Source organism: Bradyrhizobium sp. T-1, assembly GCF_053592855.1.
On record NZ_CM132115.1, the window covers coordinates 3,745,761 to 3,760,522 of the forward strand.

At 64.3% G+C, this 14,762-nt stretch carries 13 protein-coding genes; 7 read left to right on the top strand and 6 right to left on the bottom strand.

Going from position 1 to position 14,762, the window contains the following annotated elements; translation table 11 throughout:
- The first annotated feature begins 34 nt into the window (after positions 1–34).
- A complete protein-coding gene (locus ACWAT4_RS18015) occupies positions 35–1,579 on the top strand; it encodes a GMC family oxidoreductase (RefSeq protein WP_449731035.1) in 1,545 nt (514 codons plus the stop codon).
- A 132-nt stretch (positions 1,580–1,711) separates the two neighbouring features.
- Here the strand turns inward: ACWAT4_RS18015 and ACWAT4_RS18020 are convergent, their stop codons facing one another.
- Positions 1,712–2,068 carry a hypothetical protein gene (locus ACWAT4_RS18020; protein WP_449731036.1) on the bottom strand — a complete coding sequence of 119 codons (357 nt, stop codon included), beginning with the start codon at positions 2,066–2,068 and terminating at the stop codon, positions 1,712–1,714.
- 827 nt (positions 2,069–2,895) lie between these two features.
- Here ACWAT4_RS18020 and ACWAT4_RS18025 point away from each other — a divergent pair.
- Positions 2,896–3,624: a PEP-CTERM sorting domain-containing protein gene (locus ACWAT4_RS18025; protein WP_212424472.1), complete on the top strand. Its 729-nt coding sequence runs from the start codon at positions 2,896–2,898 to the stop codon at positions 3,622–3,624.
- Between the two features lie 105 nt (positions 3,625–3,729).
- Here ACWAT4_RS18025 and chrA read toward each other — a convergent pair whose 3' ends face one another.
- Complete coding sequence (gene chrA, locus ACWAT4_RS18030; RefSeq protein ID WP_449731037.1) at positions 3,730–5,115, bottom strand: chromate efflux transporter; 1,386 nt, start codon at positions 5,113–5,115, stop codon at positions 3,730–3,732.
- Positions 5,115–5,933 (bottom strand): chromate resistance protein ChrB domain-containing protein, encoded by an 819-nt coding sequence (locus ACWAT4_RS18035; RefSeq protein ID WP_449731038.1) that lies wholly within the window; start codon positions 5,931–5,933, stop codon positions 5,115–5,117. The genes chrA and ACWAT4_RS18035 overlap by 1 nt, the downstream gene beginning before the upstream one ends.
- A gap of 247 nt (positions 5,934–6,180) precedes the next feature.
- Here ACWAT4_RS18035 and ACWAT4_RS18040 point away from each other — a divergent pair, with 247 nt between their 5' ends.
- From ACWAT4_RS18040 to ACWAT4_RS18050, 3 genes are all read left to right on the top strand, one after another.
- Complete coding sequence (locus tag ACWAT4_RS18040) at positions 6,181–7,029, top strand: N-acyl homoserine lactonase family protein (protein WP_449731039.1); 849 nt, start codon at positions 6,181–6,183, stop codon at positions 7,027–7,029.
- Between the two features lie 83 nt (positions 7,030–7,112).
- On the top strand, positions 7,113–7,988 hold the full coding sequence (locus ACWAT4_RS18045; protein WP_449731040.1) for a DMT family transporter: 876 nt from the start codon (positions 7,113–7,115) through the stop codon (positions 7,986–7,988).
- Positions 7,955–8,863, top strand: coding sequence for a hypothetical protein (locus ACWAT4_RS18050; protein WP_449731041.1), 909 nt, complete (start codon positions 7,955–7,957; stop codon positions 8,861–8,863). Before ACWAT4_RS18045 ends, ACWAT4_RS18050 begins: the two co-directional genes overlap by 34 nt.
- Before the next feature lie 110 nt (positions 8,864–8,973).
- Here ACWAT4_RS18050 and ACWAT4_RS18055 read toward each other — a convergent pair whose 3' ends face one another.
- The gene (locus ACWAT4_RS18055) at positions 8,974–9,168 is read right to left on the bottom strand and encodes a hypothetical protein (protein ID WP_212424476.1); all 195 of its coding nucleotides are present in this window, start codon (positions 9,166–9,168) and stop codon (positions 8,974–8,976) included.
- A gap of 31 nt (positions 9,169–9,199) precedes the next feature.
- Positions 9,200–10,357 carry an MFS transporter gene (locus ACWAT4_RS18060; protein ID WP_449731227.1) on the bottom strand — a complete coding sequence of 386 codons (1,158 nt, stop codon included), beginning with the start codon at positions 10,355–10,357 and terminating at the stop codon, positions 9,200–9,202.
- A 166-nt stretch (positions 10,358–10,523) separates the two neighbouring features.
- Here ACWAT4_RS18060 and ACWAT4_RS18065 point away from each other — a divergent pair, with 166 nt between their 5' ends.
- Positions 10,524–11,783, top strand: a complete 1,260-nt coding sequence (locus tag ACWAT4_RS18065) for an adenylate/guanylate cyclase domain-containing protein (RefSeq protein ID WP_449731042.1) — start codon at positions 10,524–10,526, stop codon at positions 11,781–11,783.
- 53 nt (positions 11,784–11,836) lie between these two features.
- Here ACWAT4_RS18065 and ACWAT4_RS18070 read toward each other — a convergent pair whose 3' ends face one another.
- The gene (locus ACWAT4_RS18070; RefSeq protein ID WP_449731043.1) at positions 11,837–13,081 is read right to left on the bottom strand and encodes an MFS transporter; all 1,245 of its coding nucleotides are present in this window, start codon (positions 13,079–13,081) and stop codon (positions 11,837–11,839) included.
- Between the two features lie 170 nt (positions 13,082–13,251).
- Between ACWAT4_RS18070 and ACWAT4_RS18075 the strand changes: the two genes are divergently transcribed.
- Complete coding sequence (locus ACWAT4_RS18075; RefSeq protein ID WP_449731044.1) at positions 13,252–14,616, top strand: Nramp family divalent metal transporter; 1,365 nt, start codon at positions 13,252–13,254, stop codon at positions 14,614–14,616.
- The last annotated feature ends 146 nt before the right edge of the window (positions 14,617–14,762 follow it).

Here is a 14,762-nt window from a genome sequence, read left to right on the forward strand (position 1 = left end):
ATGCCGGTCTCTGGGATCTTTGAGAAGTAACGCGATGTACGATGTCATTGTGGTCGGCGGCGGCTCCGCCGGCGCCGCGGTCGCGGCAAGGCTCTCCGAGGATCCGGCACGGCGTGTCCTGCTGCTCGAAGCCGGCCTGGACTGGCGCGCTGATGAAGCGCCTTGGGAGGTGCGGACGCCCAATCCCATCCCGATCATCCACAAGCGCGAGTATCAGGAGAAATGGCAGTGGCCTGATCTCCTGACGCGCCGTGTCGCAGGACAGGAGCCGCGCTTTTACTGGCGCGGCAAGGGGCTCGGCGGCTCGTCGATGATGAACGGCCAGATCGCGATCCGCGGTGTTGCGGACGCATTCGACGAATGGGCCGCCAAGGGCTGCGCCGGCTGGTCGGCGAAGGAGATCATGCCGCTCTTCTCCGTGATCGAGGACGATCTGGAGTTCGGTGCCGTTGCAGGCCACGGAAGCGGCGGACCGTTGCCGGTCTATCGCGCGCCTCCCGCAAAATGGGGGCCGATCGATCGCGGCTTGCGCGATGCCGCGCTCGCGAGTGGCTATCCCTGGTGCGCCGATCTCAACGGTCCGGACGGCGAGGGCGTCGCCTGCTATCCCATCAATAGCCGCGACGGTCGCCGCATCACCACCAACGAAGGCTATCTCGAGCCCGCGCGTGGTCGCGCCAATCTGGAGATCCGGGGCAAGACGCTGGTCGATCGCGTGCTGATCAGCGACGGCCGGGCGACCGGTCTTCGCATTCACGCTGAGGGGCAGGGCACGAGCGAGATCAACGCGCGGCAGATCGTGCTGTGCGCCGGCGCAATCCACAGTCCGGCGATCCTGCTGCGCTCGGGCATCGGGCCGGCTGAAGAGCTGAAGGCGATGGGGATAGCTGTCGCGCGCGATTTGCCGGTCGGTCGTCACTTCTTCGATCATCCACTGTTTCGCGCCACGATCCAGCTCCGCGAAAACCTGCGGCCGACCGACCCGGACACGCGCCACACCAATTGCTGCGTGACTTATTCTTCGGGCCTCGCCAACGGCGGCAAGCGCGACATGATCCTGATCGCGTTCAACCATCGCGGCATCGGTGCGCCTGGCGCGATCGGCGCCGGCCTGTTCAACGCCTATTCGCGCGGCACGCTCAAGCTCGCTTCCACCGATCCGTCCGTCGATCCGATCATCGAGGAGAACATGCTCGCCGACCCCCGCGACATGCTGCGCATGATGGATGCGGTGAGGCGGCTCGCCGTGATCACGTCCCAGCCGGCGCTATCAGGCATCGCCGACTGGATCAGGTTCACCGACACCGATCTGACATTGCCGCAGGCGGCAAACTTGCCGGATCGCGAGCTCGATGGACTGCTGCGGCGTGAGACCGGCGACATCCAGCATGCCGCCGGCAGTTGCCGCATGAGCGGTGTCGACGATGCCGATGGCGTGGTGAATCCCGATGGCACCGTGAAAGGCATCTCGGGCCTACGCGTGGCCGACGCCTCGATCATGCCGTCGGATTGCCGTGCCAACACCCACTTCACCACGGTGGTGATCGGCGAGGCCATCGCGCGGATGATGATGCGGTAGGGCCACAATGACGGCGTCATGCCACGGCTCGACCGGGGCATCCAGTACGCCGCGGCTTCTCTCCTCAACCACGATCGTCTCAGAGTGGTCTGTCGTGCCCGAGGCCCCTTCATCGCAATTGGGCTTACGGTCCTATTCAATCGTTGCATTCACGGTCATGACCGATCTGCCCGAGCCGTACGGACCTTTTCCCTCGCCGTAGATGGCAAACGTATCGTTGCCCTTGTATCCGGACGCCGCGGTGTACCTGAACGTCGTTACATTGAGCTGTCTGAGCGTCCCGTGCGCAGGCTTCTGGGAAACGCCCGAGTTGTGCATCGCTCCCGGAATTCGCATCGGGAAATTGCAGGTTTGCCCTGACCTGATCACGAAGTAGGCCGTCATGTCGACGCCAAACACCGAGGGATCACCGGTGACCCGGCAGTCGGAGACGGCGAAAGCCGAAACCGGCATCAGGCTCAAGGCAGCTGCAATTGCAAGTGACCGCATGTTCGTCTCCTGCGAAGATGAGGGGCATCACGCAGTCGATCTCGCAGCATTCGGATCACCATTGATTTGAATCAACATCTCGATCGGGTCGACGAAGCGGTTGAGTTGCGATGACCGTTGTTGGGCCCATTGCTACCGAAAGCTTGGTCGCGAATATGCTGATTCAACGGTGAGGATCAGACGTCTTCGCACCAGGCCGATCTGACGAGAGCTCGCTTCGCAGCGTTGGGCGTTGAACCGATCGATTAGTTAAAGCGGCGGTTTCCAGACTGACCGCAGTTTCGCTCGCAATATCCATGTTCGGCTTCGCCGCGCCGGCGCAAGGACAGGACAGCAACAGTCCTCCGAGATCGAAGGCCAATTGAGATTTGCTCAAACGCCAACCGAGGTGGCAACTCCGTGCGAAGGTCGCCCCAGTTGGCGGCCTCGTTCATTATGGCGATGCTGCTCTCTGGGGCCGACTGCGAAGTGGGGGCTCGCCGCGTCGAGCCCCCGAAATCTGGCGGACGGCAATCCTTGAACGCGGCGCTTGTCAAACATTGCCGCGCTTCAAAAAGAACTGGTGGTCGCGGCCCGCCGTATCGCGAGGTCGCGGCCAGCCAATCCGCAAACAGCCAATTCTCCTTTTTGGTTCAGTCGGGTACGCGTGATCTTCAACCGCGGCCCATGAGCGAAATTCATCAGTTCTTGACACCCGCGATTATTCGCGAGAAAATAATTTAAATATTAATAATCAGAAGCATTCCTTTGCGAGATGACTCACGGATTTCCGTGCCAGTTTCGAGACCTCCATTAGTGTTGCAGCTATTGCATGAAGGGGATTGGGAATGAAGAAGAGATTATTGGCGGTCTCGCTGCTTGCTCTTACGACCTTCCAGGTTTCTCAAGCGCGTGCGTCCCAGGTTCAAATCGATCTCAGTTCCCAGGTAAACGCCGATCTGGTGACTTATAGTGGCGGGACCAACTATCCTGCGGGCGGCACATCGCTGACGATTGGTGCGGCCACGTTCAGTCTTGCGAGCTATCCCGGTGGAAACCACCTAGGCGCCGTGCAAACGTTGGGACAAGACAATCTGCCCACCTCATTCGTTTTTGGCGGGCTGAACATCACTGGCGTGCAGACGATCTACAGCCTCGTCAACTCCGCCTTCGGCGCGAATGGTGCGACCACCGGCCAATTCATCTTCACCGGCAGCGGGGGCACATTCACCTTCAACCTTACCGAAGGGGTCAATATTCGCGACCACTTCAACGATGGCTTCATCAATACCGCGACGAATTTGTATGGATCCGCCTACTACGGAGCCAGCAACCAGGACCGATTGGACGCTCAGCAATTCAACGTCTCCGGAATTGGTACGCTGACCAAGGTTGAGTTTGACTATGTTGGAAATGGCGTATGGGGGAATGGAGAACCATTCCTGGCTGCCCTTACGACCGATACGGTTGGAGCAGTCCCCGAACCGTCCACCTGGGCGATGCTGCTTCTTGGCTTCTGCAGCTTAGGCTTCCTCGCCCATCGCGGCAGGAGACGCATGGCGCTGACCGCAGACTAATTTGGGCCGTCGCCTGATCGACCGCGGGGCTGCGTTCGCACGCTCTTCTCTCCTGTCGGCGAGCACAGCTGACACCGCCGTGCTCCGGCAGTCATGAGTTGTTGGCTAGATCACACCCGCCAGCCGCAGCACCACGCCGGCGGCGCAGCTGCCGGCAAGCACGGTCAACATGCCGAGCTTGAACCGGAAGATCGCGGTTGCCGCCGCGATCGATAGCACGAGCGCCGGCACATCGACGCTCGCCAGCACGGGCCTGTCAAAATCCAGCGGGAAGGCGTGCACCGGCACGGTCTCGCGGAACAGCGTGTGCAGCGCGAACCAGATCGAGAGGTTGAGGATCACGCCGACCACGGCGGCGGTGATCGCACCCAGCGCGCCGGCGAGCCCGGTGTTGCCGCGCAGGCGCTCGATGTAGGGAGCGCCGACGAAGATCCAGAGAAAGCAGGGCGTGAACGTGACCCAGGTCGCGAGCAAGCCACCGAGCGTAGCCGCCAGCATCGGCGACAGGCCGGTCGGGTCGCGATAGGCGGCCATGAAGCCCACGAACTGCAGCACCATGATCAGCGGGCCCGGCGTGGTCTCGGCCATGCCGAGGCCGTCGAGCATCTCGTGCGGCTTCAGCCAGTGATAATGCTCGACAGCCTGCTGGGCGACGTAGGCCAGCACGGCGTAGGCCCCGCCGAAGGTGACCAGCGCCATCTTCGAGAAGAACAGCGCGATCTGGCTGAACACATTGGCCTGGCCGAACGCCAGAAGCAGCGCGATCACCGGTACCAGCCATAGCGCGAGCCAGAGCGCACCGGTGCGGATCGCGCGCGCGGCGTTGGGGCGGACATGGTCCGGCACGGCCTCGCCGAGCATGTTGTCGATGGCGGCGCTATTGCCACCGTGGCCATGACCAGCTGGCGCGAATTCCGGACGTCCGGCGCGCGCGCCGGCATAGCCGATCAGGCCGGCGGCGATGATGATGATCGGGAAGGGGACCGCGAAGAAGAAGATTGCGACGAAGGCGATCGCGGCGAGCGCGATCATGATGCGGTTCTTCAGCGCGCGCTTGCCGACGCGGAACACGGCCTCGATGACGATGGCGAGCACCGCGGCCTTCAATCCGAAGAACAGCGCCTCGACAAAGCTGACATTGCCGTAAGCCGCGTAGATGTAGCTGAGCCCCATGATGGCGATGATGCCGGGCAGGATGAACAGCCCGCCCGCCATCAGCCCGCCGGCGGTGCGGTGCATCAGCCAGCCGATATAGGTCGCGAGCTGCTGCGCCTCCGGCCCCGGCAAGAGCATGCAGTAGTTCAGCGCATGCAGGAAACGGCCCTCGGAAATCCAGTTCTTCTCCTCGACCAGGATGCGGTGCATCACCGCGATCTGGCCGGCGGGCCCGCCGAAGCTGAGGCAGGCGACGCGCAGCCAGACGCGGAAAGCTTCGTTGAAGCTGATGCCGTGACCGGCATCAGCTCTCGTTTGTTTGGCGCGGATATCCATTACGCCTTTGCCTTGTTGGTCGGCCAGTTGTGCGTCTCACCCGTGGCGTCGCGGCACCAGCGGTAGAAGGCGTCGTAGAGCAACATGCCGGCCTCGAGCTGTTCGAGGTCGTCATCGTACATGCGCGACAGCCCGAGGGACGCCGCGAGCAGGCCGGGTGCCTCCGGTGCGAGGTCGGGCCTTGCAGTGTCGGCACCGCGCACCAGCGTGGCCAGCCGCAACAGCGCCGGCGTCGCGATCCCGAACTCCTCGACCATGACGTCGAAGGTGCAGAGTTCGCCGCGGTGACTCCAGAACACGTTCTCGATGTCGAAGGGGGCCGCGCCAAAGCGTTCGCCGACGGCAACCACCTCGGACGGCGCGACAAACAAGAACACCGCGTTGGGATCGACGAAGCGGCGGATCAGCCAGGGGCAGGCGATGCGGTCGATCTTGGGCCGCGCCCGTGTCACCCAGATCGTGCGTCCTTTGGCATCGCGCGGCGGCAGTTTTCGCGTGTCGACCAGCGGCAGCTTGGCCGCCTTCCAGCCCTCGAAGCCGCCTTCCAGCGTTTCGGCCTCGGCGCCGAGCTGGCGGAGCCAGGCCGCCGTGCCCTGCGCGAGTTTCTCGCCGCGGAAGCACGAGACGATGGCCCGGCGACCGGCGAAGCCGGCGCCCCATTCCGCAACGGTCTCGTGGCTGAGCTTGATCGAGCCCGGGATCAGCCGCCGGTCGGCGGCAAAATCCTCGTCCGTGCGGACGTCGATCAGGACGGGAGCATTGGCCGTGCCGATCAGGCGCGCCAATTTGTCAGATGATATGGTCGTGAACGTTGACATGATGCGTCCTCGCATAAATCAAACGGGACGCGATACTTGGGCATGTCGCCTCGTGGGGAGATCGCTCAAATCCCCATGGCGCTAATTACACCGAAACCACGCCGCGCTGTCAATCATCGGTTTCATGGGCATTGAATGTTAGGAAGATATGCTGCTGCGGCCTAGAGTCGGCGAAAGCGGAATTCTGCACCGGGACCGGGGTTGATCCTCGGTCGCAGCAGGAAGGCGCTGCCAGGAGGGACCAAGGATGACGCCCAAGATCATGCCGAAGATCATGCCGAAGCTCACGTTCGCCCTCGCCATCGCCGCTCTCGCGCTGTCCGCCCAATCGGCATCCGCGCAAAAGCCGGCAGTCGAAAAGCTCTACATTCTCAATTGCGGCGAGGGCGTTGCCGGCGACATCTCGCGCTGGTCGCCAGGGGTGAATGAAGGCAAGTCGATGGACTTCGTCGACACCTGCTATCTCATCAAGCACAGCCAGGGCTGGTTCCTGTGGGACACCGGCATTCCCGACGCCGTAGCATCGATGCCGAACGGGTTGGCGCCGGCTGATCCCAAGGCCGTCACTTGGCGGCGTCCGAAAACGCTCGCCGCGCAGCTCGAGCAGATCGGCGTGAAGCCGGCCGACATCAAGGCGATGGCCGTCTCGCACACCCATCCCGATCACATCGGCAATGTCGAGATGTTCCCGCAGGCGACGCTCTATGTACAGAAGGCGGAATATGACTGGCCGGGTGCCAACAATGAGCCGCGCTTCAAGCCCTCGCATCCGGTCGAGTTGCTCGCGGGCGACAAGGATGTGTTCGGCGACGGCAGCCTCACCATCCTCTCGACTCCCGGTCATACGCCGGGACACCAGTCGCTGATGGTGAAACTGCCGAAGACCGGCGTGGTGGTGCTGTCCGGCGATGCCGTTCACTTCAAGGACAATTGGGACAACCGCCGCGTTCCCAGCATGAACGCCAACAAGGAGCAGACCGCGGCCTCGATGCAGAAGATCGCCGACACGCTCGACAAGGAAAAGGCGCAGCTCTGGATCAACCACGACAAGGCCCAGCGCGACGGCCAGAAGATGTCGCCGGAGTTCTACGACTAGCTTTGGTGAGACCCCTGTTGCCACCATGGTGGCAACAGGGATGTGGTAGGCGCCTCCAAATCTCCGGTACCGGGAGGCGAAACGTGGAGTGGCTCGGGGTCGCGATCGCTCTGGCGTCGAGCAGCATCGGTGGCACCGCCGCGTCGATCACCCGTTATCTCGTCGTCGGTGCCGATCCGGTCATGCTTGCGATCCTGCGCTGGGGAATCGGATTCCTCTGCCTGCTGCCGTGCGCGTTGCTGCTTCGCGTAAGCTGGCCGCAACGGTCGGACTGGCCGGCGGTGATGGCCCTTGGCATCTGCTTCTTCGGCCTGTTCTTCATCCTCTACAACATCGCGATCTCCTATACGACTGCGGCGCGAGCGAGCCTCGCGCTGGCAACGCTGCCGCTTCACACCATGGTCGTCGGTGCGATCCTCGGCGTCGAGCGGCTGACGGCGCGCAAGATCGCCGGTGTCGGCATTGCCGTGCTCGGGGTTGCCGCCGCATTGGCGGCGGGCCCGGCGCAGAGCCCGCCTGGGGCCTGGCGTGGCGAGCTGATCATGACCGGCGCAGTGTTCTGCATGGCCTTCTACAACGTGCTGTCGCGGCCGCTGATGCAGCGCTCCAGCGCGCTCGGCTTTCTCACGGTCGGGATGGGTGCGGGCGCCGTGGCGCTGATGCTCGTGGGTGTGACGAAGGGCAGTTTCGCCGCGCTCGCGCAGTTCACGGTGACGCAATGGATCGCGGGTGCCTATCTCGGCGCCGGTGGCGGCGCGCTCGCTTTCATTCTGTGGGTGATGGCGCTGCAGCGCGCCACGCCGACCCGCGTCGCCAACACCATGACGGTCAACCCGATCGCGGCCACCTTGCTGGCCGCGCTGCTGATCGGAGAACCGATCACGCCCAATCTCCTGATCGGGCTGCTCGCCGTGTTCGCAGGAATTTGGATCGCGACCAGCCAGCCGAAGCCGGCCTGATCGAGCCATCGCGCGACGAGGTACCGACCGCCCAACAATTCGGCAGAGGAGCCGATGGAGGCTCCGCACCGCGACGCGTCAGGTTGACACTCCCGAAAATCGCGCAGAGGATGCAGGCTGCTCTTGTTACATTTGAAGACCAAGATGCATTCGACGTCGCAAGATCAGCGATCGTCGTCGGCGCAATATTTATCTTCGCGAGCAGGCGCGGTGCGCAACCATCAAGGTTCAACCGGACCGACGGTCATTCTCGATTCACGAAGCACATTTCGACCCATTGGCTCGTTGAGCAATCCGCCCACCGATCCGACCTCCTGACGACTGGCCGCCGCCGCGGCCTCGTTCATTTCAACGAAGGCTCAAATCAATGGAGATTTGAAATGTATTCCGTTCGCATTGCCAAATTCGCGGTCACGCTGCTTCTGTTTACAATTGCTCTGGCCGCACAGGCCCACGCTCAGAACAACAAGCAAATCATCTCAGGCACATTTTACGAGGATCGAGCTACCAATGCGGCCAATTCAACCCTCTTGTTTCTGACGTTTCTGCAATCCCCCGCAAACAAGTATTTGAACATCACAAATGTTTCCTGCCGCATTTTTACGGGTTCGCAGCAAGTTCTGGAGGACGTAACGCTATTTGTCGGGACCACGTCGGGGAATGATGACCTTGGCAGAGACTATTCCGTACGGGGAAACGTCTCGCCGCAAACACTGACCAACGCTTCCTTCTACTCCATCGTCACCAACCAGATCTATTACAAGATGGGACCCGGCCGCTTCCCCACGGTACGAATCGACGCAGGCGTGGCAACCAATATTCAAGTTATTATCGAGGCGTCCTGCGTCTTAGTTGGAAACCTCACGGACAACTAAGCCGTTGACCGCGTCCTCCATGAAGTCGTGCCCGCTCGACCGGGCGGGACGATCCGGAAGCGGTGGTCTTTCGCATTCGAGATGATAGGACCGTCGGTGAGGCAGGCCTATCAGCCCCGCGGCGCCGTGACCGTCGGCACGCCTGTGTCCGGCGTCTTCTTCGGCTTCAGCGTGCCGGCATAGAACGAGAGCAGCCACACCAGGAGGACGGCGAGGAGATAGACGCCCCAGGCCTGCGGCGGCGTCATGGCCCAGCGCAGGAGGCCTTTGAACGTGCGGGGCGGCGGGCTGTTGTTGTCGCTCATGGCCCGCTTGTGCGCGAAAGCCGCAAGCCCGTCAATCCGGCCGCTTCCCTGCGCGGATCAGGAACAAGGCGGCCAGCGCCGACAGGCTGAGCGCGGACGAGACCATCAGCACCTTGGTGCCCATGACGTCGATCAGCAGGCCGAACGCCAGCGGCGCTATCGCCTGTGCCATCCGCGCCGGCGCGCCGATGATGCCGAGGCGATAGCCGAAATCCTTCGGACCGAAGATCGCGAGCGGCAGCGTCCCTCGGGCAATGGTCAGGATGCCGTTGCCGGAGCCGTGCAGCAGCGCAAAGGCGCTCGCCGCGGGCGCGCCGAAGATGGCGACGACGGCCGCTCCGATCGGGTGGGTGAGGCAGGCAAGCCGCGTCGACCATAGCGGATGGAAGCGGCTGAGCAGGCTCGCTTCGAGAATCCGCGCGACCACCTGCGCCGGGCCGATCAGGGCGCCGGCAGCGATCGCCTCGACATGCGTCGCGCCCATGGTCTCCAGGATGCGCGGGAAATGCACGGCCATGGCGCCGGTGACGGTCCAGACTGCGGCAAAGACAAAGGCGAGCAGGATCATGGTGCGGTCGAGCGGCACGTGCGGCTTCTCGGCCGTTGCCGCCGCCTGCTTCGCGCCCTTGATCGCCGGCAGCATGAAGAAGTTGAGGGGCAGGCCGATCAGGATGTTCGCCGCAGCCCAGGCGAAACACGTGTCGCGCCAGCCGATATGGGCGAGGCCCCACGCGGTGAGCGGCCAGCCGACGGTCGAGGCAAAGCCCGCCATCAGCGTGATGCCGGTGATGGACCTGCGGGCCTCGGTGCCATAGATGCGGCCGAGCGCGGCGAAGGCGGCATCATAGAGTCCCATCGCCATGCCGATGCCGAGCACGAGCCAGGCAAATGCCATCACTGCGACCGATTGCGAGAAGCCGAGCAGGACGAGGCCGGCAGCAATGGTGATGTTCGAGGCCGACAGCACCTGGCGCCCGCCGACAAGATCGATCTGCCGGCCTATGCGCGGCCCCAGCATCGCGGAGATCACCAGCGAGGCCGAGAACGCGCCAAAGATCCAGTTGGAGGAGACGCCGAGGTCGTGCGCCATCGGATCGGCGAGCAGGGCCGGCAAGTAATAGCTGGAGGCCCAGGCCAGGGTCTGCGTCGTACCCAGCGCAACAATAATCGGAAGCTGGCGCTGGCTCATGTCCCCGTATTTCTGATCGGCGGTGTCATCATCTGCATTTGCGGCCCGAGGCGCGCGCGCGTCAACAGCGTGCACGACATATTCGACCTGCTGCGGGCGGGAGCCTTCGCGGCGCGACATCTTCGCGTGGCCTTTCGCTCGTCACGAATGCACGCCATAATAGCGCATGCAATTAACCTCCCGTCTCGCACTGATGAACTGGCTGGCCGGCCAGGGGCTCACCGGCCTTCCCGAACCCGACCTGCTGCGCGGCTTCTGCGAGCGCTGCCGCGCCGACGGACTGGAACTCTCGCGCGGCCTCGTCGTCATCGACACGCTGCATCCGATCTACGAGGGCCGGGCCTTCCGCTGGAGCGATACGCCGAGCAACGAGAGCGACGTCATCGAGTACGGCTCGACGGCGGAAGGCGACGCGGCCAAGAACTGGCGCCGCTCAGTGTTTTATCATTTGCTCGAGCATGGCCACGACGAGATGGTGATCGACCTCGCCGACGCGCCCTCGCTCGATTTCTCGCAGATCGGCGACCTCGCCGAAACCGGTCACCGCCACTTCCTGGCCTTCGTGCACCGCTTCGGCGAGACCGGAGCGCTCGGGCAGATGGATTGCCTCTACTCCTACTGGACCACGCGACGCGACGACGGCTTTACCGAAGCCGAGCTTGCCGCGCTGCGCGATCTCGTGCCGGTGCTGGGCCTCGCGATCAAGTCGGCGCAGCAGGTCGACATTGTCCGGACGCTGGGGCGCGTCTATCTCGGGCGCGACGCGTCGGAGCAGGTGCTGCGCGGGCGTATCTCGCGCGGCGTCACCGAGCGCATCAATGCCGTGCTCTGGTACTCGGATCTGCGTGGCTCGACCGGGATCAGCGAGAGCATCGGCCCCGACGAGATCATCCCGTTTCTCAACGACTATGCCCAGGCCGTGATCGACGCGATCCACGATGCCGGCGGCGACGTGCTGAAGCTGATCGGGGACGGCGTGCTCGCGATGTTCACCGGCGAGGACATGGCGGATGCGCGCCGCGCCGCGCTGCGCGCCGAGCATCTGTTCCGCAAGAATGTCGCGGCGCTGAATACACGGCGCGCGGCGGAGGGCCGTCCGACGACGTCGGCCTATATCGGCCTGCATGTCGGTGAGGTCCTTTACGGCAATATCGGCAGCGAGGACCGGCTCGATTTCACCGTGGTGGGGCCGACCGTCAACGAGGTCAGCCGCATCGCCTCGATGAGCCGCTCGGTCGATCGCGAACTGCTGGCGTCGGCGGAATTCTACAAGGGCCTGGACGCCTCCGGCCGCCGCTATCTCGTCTCCACCGGCCGCTACGCGCTGCGCGGCATCGGCCGCGCGCAGGATCTCTACACGCTCGATCCCGAAGTTGATTCGAGCGAGCCGGTGACGGGCGGCTACGAGCGGTACCTGGCGAACTAGCCCGACTACCTCCACGGCGTCGTCCTGGCTTTCGCCAGGACGACGCCAGGGAGCTAGCACCGTGCCGCCGCTTCGTCTCCCACCATGGCCGGCTGCCGGTCCAGCGCCACCGCCGGCGACAGCCAGATCACCAGCGCCTGCAGGCCAAAGAAGGCTGCTGCGAGATAGAGGCACGCTTCCGCGCTCCAGATGCCGCCGACGATCGCGCCCAGTGCCGAGCCGAGCGGGCGGGCGCCGTAGCTCATGATGTTGATGGCGGAGACACGCCCGAGCAGGCGCGGCGGCGTCACCGACTGGCGCAAGGTCGTGGTCGAGATCACCCACAGGATCGGCCCGACGCCGAGCAGGAAGAAGCTCAAGGCGGCCAACCAGGGCGAAGGGACCAGCACCGTCAGCGCCATCACGACCGCGGCGACGAAGCCCGTGACCGGGCCGAGGCCGACCACGGTGCCGAACGCAATCCGCTGCATCACGCGCGTGGCGAACAGCGCGCCGATCACCATGCCGACGCCGTACATCGTCAGCACCGTGCCGACGCCGGCGGCGGTCAAGCCGAGATGCCGGACGGCGTAAGGCACGAACACCGCGATCTGCAGGAACCAGCCGGTGTTGAAGATGAATTGCGTGATGAACACCGGCCGCAGCAGCGGGTGCTGAAACACGAAGGCCGCGCCTTCGCGGATGTCCTGGAAGGGATGGCGGCGCGGCGACGGCGCCCGCGCGGGTTCGTAGATGCCGGAGAGCAAGACCACCGCGATCGCCGAGAGCGCGGCGGCAAAGCCGAAGGCGGGGCTCGCGCCCCACCATCCGACCAGTGCACCACCGAGCGCGGGACCGCTGGCGAAGGCAATGGTGCGGGCAAGCTCGATTCGGGCATTGGCCGCGGGCAGGAGCTCCGCGCCGACCAGCGACGGCACCAAGGCCGGTGCAGCCACGCTGTAGACGACTGTGCCGCAGACGGCGGCAAAGCCGAGCAGCGCCAATAGCGGCAGTTTGAGCGCGCCGAGCGCGAGCAGGAGGACGATGCTCGCCAGCGCCACCGCACGGAGCGCCTCGGCACCTGCCATCAGCGAGCGGCGCGAGATGCGGTCCGCAAGCAGGCCGGCCGGAATGGCGAACAGGACGAAGGGCAGGGTGAGGGCGGTCTGGAGCAGGCCGGTCTGGCCCTCGGCCACACCCAGCGTCAGCACGGCGACGATCGGGGCCGCGGCCAGCGCGATCTGCTCGGCCGATTGAGCGGCGAGGTTGGACCAGGCGAGGCGGTTGAAGGTGTCGGGGAGGCGGGGCGGATTTGACATGGCTCATTTCCTGCAAAGTCGGATTGGCGCCAGTATCCGCCCCCGACGCCGGCCAAACCCACCCGCTTCCCGACAGGGTCGGGCAAACCCGTGGCGGTGTCGGGAACCAATGCGGCTAGATGCAGTTGCAAATGAGTTGCAATAAGCCTCGACTTCGGTATTCTGACCGCATGGATGCCCGATCACCCGATCTGACCCAGGACCTGACTCAAGATGCTGCCGGCTGGCGCACCGACGCGCCGGCCACCAAGAGCCTCGCCGAGGTGAATGCCACCGTCGCCATCCCGACGGCGGGGGTGTGGTGGCGGCGGCTGCTGGCCTTCGTCGGTCCGGGCTACATGGTTTCGGTCGGCTACATGGATCCCGGCAACTGGGCGACCGACCTCGCCGGCGGATCCAAGTTCGGCTACACGCTGCTCTCGGTCATCCTGCTCTCGAATTTGATGGCGATCCTGCTGCAGTCGCTGGCGGCGCGGCTCGGCATCGTCACCGATCGCGACCTCGCGCAGGCCTGCCGCGCGAGCTATTCGCCGGCGGTGAATTTCCTGCTCTGGCTCGCTTGCGAGGCGGCGATCATCGCCTGCGACCTCGCCGAGGTCATCGGCACCGCGATCGCGCTGAAATTGCTGTTTGGCATTCCCCTGGTCGGCGGCGCTCTGATCGCAGCTCTCGATGCATTCCTGCTGCTCGTCCTGATGAACCGCGGCTTCCGTTTCCTCGAAGCCTTCGTCATGGCACTGCTCGCGGTGATCGCGGTGTGCTTCGCGATCCAGATCGCCGCCGCCGCGCCGCCGGTCGCCGAGGTGCTGCGCGGCTTCGCGCCGAAGAGCGAGATCTTCACCAACTCCGAGATGCTCTACATCGCGATCGGCATCATCGGCGCGACCGTGATGCCGCATAATCTCTATCTGCATTCCTCGATCGTGCAGACGCGCGCCTATGCGCGCAACGACGAGGGCCGCCGCGAAGCGATCAAATGGGCGACGACGGATTCCACCGTCGCGCTGATGCTGGCGCTGTTCATCAATGCTGCGATCCTCGTCGTGGCGGCAGCGACCTTTCACACGAGCGGCCATTCCGACGTCGCCGAGATCGGCCAGGCCTTCGAGCTGCTCTCGCCGCTGCTGGGCCTCGGCATCGCCTCGACGCTGTTCGCGGTGGCGCTGCTCGCCTCAGGCCTCAACTCGACGGTGACGGCGACGCTGGCCGGCCAGATCGTGATGGAGGGTTTTCTCGATCTGCGTTTGCCGAGCTGGGCGCGCCGCCTGCTCACGCGCGGCATTGCCATCATTCCGGTGATCGTCGTCACCGCGATCTATGGCGAGCGCGGCACGGCGGATTTGCTGGTGTTCAGCCAGGTCGTGCTGTCGATGCAGCTTCCGTTCGCCGTCATTCCGCTGGTCCGCTTCGTCTCTGACGGCCGCAAGATGGGCCAGTTCGCGATACCGTCCTACGTCGCTGCCATCGCGTGGATCGTGGCGGGCGTGATCGTGGTTTTGAACGTGAAGCTGCTGGTGGATACGCTGTTCGGGTGAGTGTCCGCCAAACACACCGCTGTCGTCGCCCGGCTTGACCGCGACCCAGTATTCCAGAGACGGTTGTGATTGAACCGAGAAGCCGCAGCGTACTGGATGCCCTGGTCAAGCCCACGGCTGTCCGGTTTAAATTTATTGGACGAAGC